This window comes from Nocardia sp. NPDC004722 (assembly GCF_053601505.1).
Map to the genome: position 1 here is coordinate 1 of NZ_JBSGBY010000733.1, position 3733 is coordinate 3733.

General features: G+C 68.5%; 5 protein-coding genes and 1 pseudogene. 4 read left to right on the forward strand and 2 right to left on the reverse strand.

What is annotated here, in order from left to right; translation table 11 throughout:
- Window positions 1-3: 3 nt before the first annotated feature.
- The 4 genes and pseudogenes from ACWELQ_RS40770 to ACWELQ_RS40785 form a co-directional block, all read left to right on the forward strand.
- Window positions 4-168: pseudogene (locus ACWELQ_RS40770) on the forward strand (patatin-like phospholipase family protein); the annotation flags it as partial.
- The gene (locus ACWELQ_RS40775) at window positions 98-595 is read left to right on the forward strand and encodes a metallophosphoesterase family protein (protein WP_452402339.1); all 498 of its coding nucleotides are present in this window, start codon (window positions 98-100) and stop codon (window positions 593-595) included. The pseudogene ACWELQ_RS40770 and the gene ACWELQ_RS40775, both read left to right, overlap by 71 nt.
- Window positions 596-598: 3 nt before the next feature.
- Entirely contained in the window at window positions 599-1552 is a 954-nt protein-coding gene (locus ACWELQ_RS40780) for a carbohydrate ABC transporter permease (RefSeq protein WP_452402340.1), read from the forward strand.
- Complete coding sequence (locus tag ACWELQ_RS40785) at window positions 1545-2369, forward strand: carbohydrate ABC transporter permease (RefSeq protein ID WP_452402341.1); 825 nt, start codon at window positions 1545-1547, stop codon at window positions 2367-2369. Before ACWELQ_RS40780 ends, ACWELQ_RS40785 begins: the two co-directional genes overlap by 8 nt.
- 9 nt (window positions 2370-2378) lie before the next feature.
- On the opposite strand, the gene ACWELQ_RS40790 is transcribed toward ACWELQ_RS40785, so the two are convergent.
- Window positions 2379-3197, reverse strand: coding sequence for an amidohydrolase family protein (locus ACWELQ_RS40790; RefSeq protein WP_452402342.1), 819 nt, complete (start codon window positions 3195-3197; stop codon window positions 2379-2381).
- Window positions 3198-3236: 39 nt separating this feature from the next.
- A partial coding sequence (locus ACWELQ_RS40795) for an ATP-binding protein (RefSeq protein WP_452402343.1) occupies window positions 3237-3733 on the reverse strand: 497 nt, incomplete at its 5' end.

Here is a 3733-nt window from a genome sequence, read left to right on the forward strand (position 1 = left end):
GGCGTGGCCACCGAAGGCAAGCGCGTCAAACTCGCCCTGGGCAGCGGCGGCGCGCGCGGGTACGCGCACATCGGGGTGATCGCCGAGCTGCAGGAACGTGGGTACGAGGTCGTCGGGGTGGCCGGATCGTCGATGGGATCGCTGGTCGGCGGAACCCGAGCAGCTGGCCTGGCTGGCCGAGCAGTTGCGCCACCCCGCACGCCGGGGCAGCGTGCTGGTGCTGCATCATCCGCCGCTGCCCTCGGCCATCCCGGCCGCGGAATTCCTCAAGCTGCACAACGCGGACGAGCTGGCCGAGGTGATCTCCGGGTCCGATGTGCGCATGATCCTGTGCGGGCACAACCACATGACCGCGGCCTCCGCGCTGGCCGGAATCCCGGTGTGGGTCGGCCCGGCGCTGGCCTACCGCATCGACGCGATGGCGCCCGCCGGTCGTCAACAAGGTTTCGTCGGAGCCGGTTTCACCCGGATCGACGTGGTCGGCACGTCGGTCATCGCGACCGCGGTGGAGGCCGGTCCGGCCACCCGGATCTACGACAAGGCCGACACCGAGGTGCAGGAGCGGCTGGCCGCCCTCGCGGCGGAGGCCGGCTGACCGGTGTTCGTCACAGTCCCCGAACAGGCCGCGCCGCCGGTGATCGCAGTGTCACCGGCGGTGCGGCCGTACCGCGCCCTGTCGCGCCGCGTGCTGCGCGGCGCCACTCCGTATCTGTATCTCGCGCCCGCGTTGGTGTTGCTGGTGGTGTGGACCTATCAGCCGTTGATGCAGGCCCTGCAACTGTCCACCTACTCCTGGAATCTGCTGCCCACCCAGCCCATGCGGCCGGTGGGGATGGCGAATTACCAACGGCTGATGGATCTTCCGGCGTTCTGGGCCTCGGTGCGCCGGACCGTGTGGATGATCGTGGGCCTGCTGCCGTTCACGGTCGCGCTGCCGGTGCTGATCGCGCTGGTCAGCCGTCGGGTGAGCCCGCGCGCCCGGACCGCGTATCACGCGCTGATCTTCGCGCCGTTCCTCGTCGCGCCGGTGGCGGTGGCCGCGGTGTGGCGTTGGCTGCTGCATCCGCGCACCGGTTTCGTCGACAGCGTCCTTGGTTCACAACGCAATTGGGTTTACGACTCGCAGACCGCGCCGTGGGTGATCGTCGGCGTCACCGGCTGGCAGCTGCTCGGCTTCGCCGTGCTGGTGGTGTGGGCCGGATTGGCCGGTATCAGCGGTGATTACGACGAGGCCGCCAGCGTCGACGGGGCCTCACCCGGCCAGATTCGCCGCTGGATCACCTTGCCGCTGCTCTCCCCCACCCTGGTGTTCCTGGTGCTGACCACCGTCTTGCTCAGTCCCACTTTGACTTTCCCGCTCATCGACACCATGACCCAGGGCGGTCCGGCGCAGTCCACCACCAATATCTACTACCTGCTCTACGAATACGCGTTCCACAGCTTCGACGCCGGTCTCAGTGCCGCGGCGGGCGTGCTGCTGTTCCTCGGCTTCGGTGTGGTGGCCGCGGGCCTGGTCTGGATCTCGGAAAAGGTTGCCTTCCACGATGACTGAAACCTCCCTGCTCGACCGGCTGCGCTCCGCCGGCGGCCATGTGCTGCTGGCGGGCACGGCCGTCGTGTGCGTCTTCCCCATCTACTGGCTCTTCGCGACCGCGCTGCGCCGCCCCGAGGACGTCACGTCCCTGTCCCCGCTCCCCTGGCCGCTGTCGCTGTCGAACTTCGGCCTGGCCGCCCACGAGCTGAACATCCCCCACCTGATCGTCAATACCTTTGTGATGTCGACGCTCTCGGCGGCGGGCCAGCTGCTGATCGCCCTGCTGGCCGCCTACGCCTTCGGCCTCTACACCTTCCGCTTCCAACGCCCGCTGTACCTGGCCTTCGTCGGCACCTGGCTGGTCCCGTTCCAGGTCAGCATGCTGCCCAACTACATCCTCCTGACCCGCCTGGGCCTGCTCGACACCGTGGTCGGCGTGGTCCTGCCGACCCTGTGCTCGGCGCTGGCGGTCCTGCTCCTGCGCCAGCACCTGGCCGCGTTCCCGAAAGAACTGGTCGCCGCGGCCCGCATCGACGGCCGCTCCTCCTGGTCGATCCTGTGGACCGTGGTGGTCCCGAACCTGCGACCGGCCTTGGCGGCGTTGGGAATTCTGCTGTTCATCAACGCCTGGAACGAATACTTCTGGCCCGCCGTCGTCCTGCGCCGCTCCAACTCGGTCCTGCAACTGGGCCTGCGCAGCTTCATGGGCACCGAAGGCGACCAGTGGGGCCCGCTCATGGCGGTGGCCGGGCTGGCCTGTCTCCCGGTGCTGCTGCTCTACCTGGTGTTGCAGCGTCACATCGTGAACGCCTTCGTCCGTTCAGGACTCAAGTAGTCAGTCCGTTCAGGACTCGAGTAATCCGAAGACCCGACGGGCATTGCCGTCGAGGTACAGAGCGCGGGCCTCGTCGTCGAGGCCCAGCTCGTCCAGCCCGGCGAGGGCGTGGTCGGGGAAGATCATCGGGAAGTTGGTGCCGAACAGCACCTTTCGGCGGCCGCTGCGGGTCTTCATGTACGAGACCAGTTCCGCGGGTAGGCGTTTGGTGGTGTAGGCGGAGGTGTCGATGACGACGTTCGGGTGTTTGCGGGCGACCGCGATCATCTCCTCGGTCCACGGGTAGCCGACGTGACCGCAGACGATGGTGAGTTCGGGGAAGTCCAGGGCGATGCGGTCGATATAGGGGATCGGGCGGCCGGTTTCGGAGGGGCGCAGCGGGCCGGTGTGGCCGACCTGGGTGCAGAACGGGATACCGAGGTCCACACACGCGGCGTAGAGCGGGTAGAAGCGGGCGTCGGTGGGCGGGACCTCCCACAGCCAGGGCAGCACCCGCAACGCCTTGAAGCCCTGATTCTGGACCCGGTGGCGGAGTTCGCGCACGCCGTCCATGGGGCGGCGCAGGTCGACCGACGCGATGGCGGAGAACCGGTCGGGCGCTTCGGCGACCCAGGCGGCGACCTCGTCATTGGAGATGAGAACGCCCTCCGGCGCGCACCAGGCGGACAGGAGGGCGTGGTCGACGCCCGCCGCGTCCATGGCGGCGAGCGTCGATTTCAGCGGGATCTCACCGGCGGGGATGGCCTCGGTCCACCGCCGCAGCGAGTCGAACATGTCATGGGCGAGAAAGCGGGCGGTGGGATGCTGTGCCCAGGCGTCGACGGTCATCTGCGCGAGCTCCTTCGCGGTGCGGGCGGCCGTCTTCCATCATGCCCGCGCACCCACCGGACCGGTGAGCGAACCGATCAACGCGGTGTCGTGGGTGGCGGTCCGGAAGCGCGGATGATCGAGCACGTCGTGCAGGAACTCGGCCGTGGTGGCGACACCGACGCCCCGAATCCGGGTCTCGGCGAGCGCGCGCCGCATACGGTCGATCGCGGCGGCCCGGTCCGGAGCCCACACCACCACCTTCGCCAGCAGCGAATCATAGTGCGGGGGAATCGAATAGCCCTGCGAGATGTGACTGTCGACGCGCACGAACTGGCCGCCCGGCAGCACGCATTCGGTGAGTGTGCCCGGGGCCGGGGCGAATTCCCGCTCCGGATCCTCGGCATTGATCCGGCATTCGAGAGCGACGCCGCGCGGCGTACCGCCCGATTCGACGCTCAGCCGCTCCCCCGTCGCGATCCGCAGCTGTTCTGCCACCAGGTCGATGCCGGTGATCATCTCGGTGACCGGATGTTCCACCTGCAGACGGCAGTTCA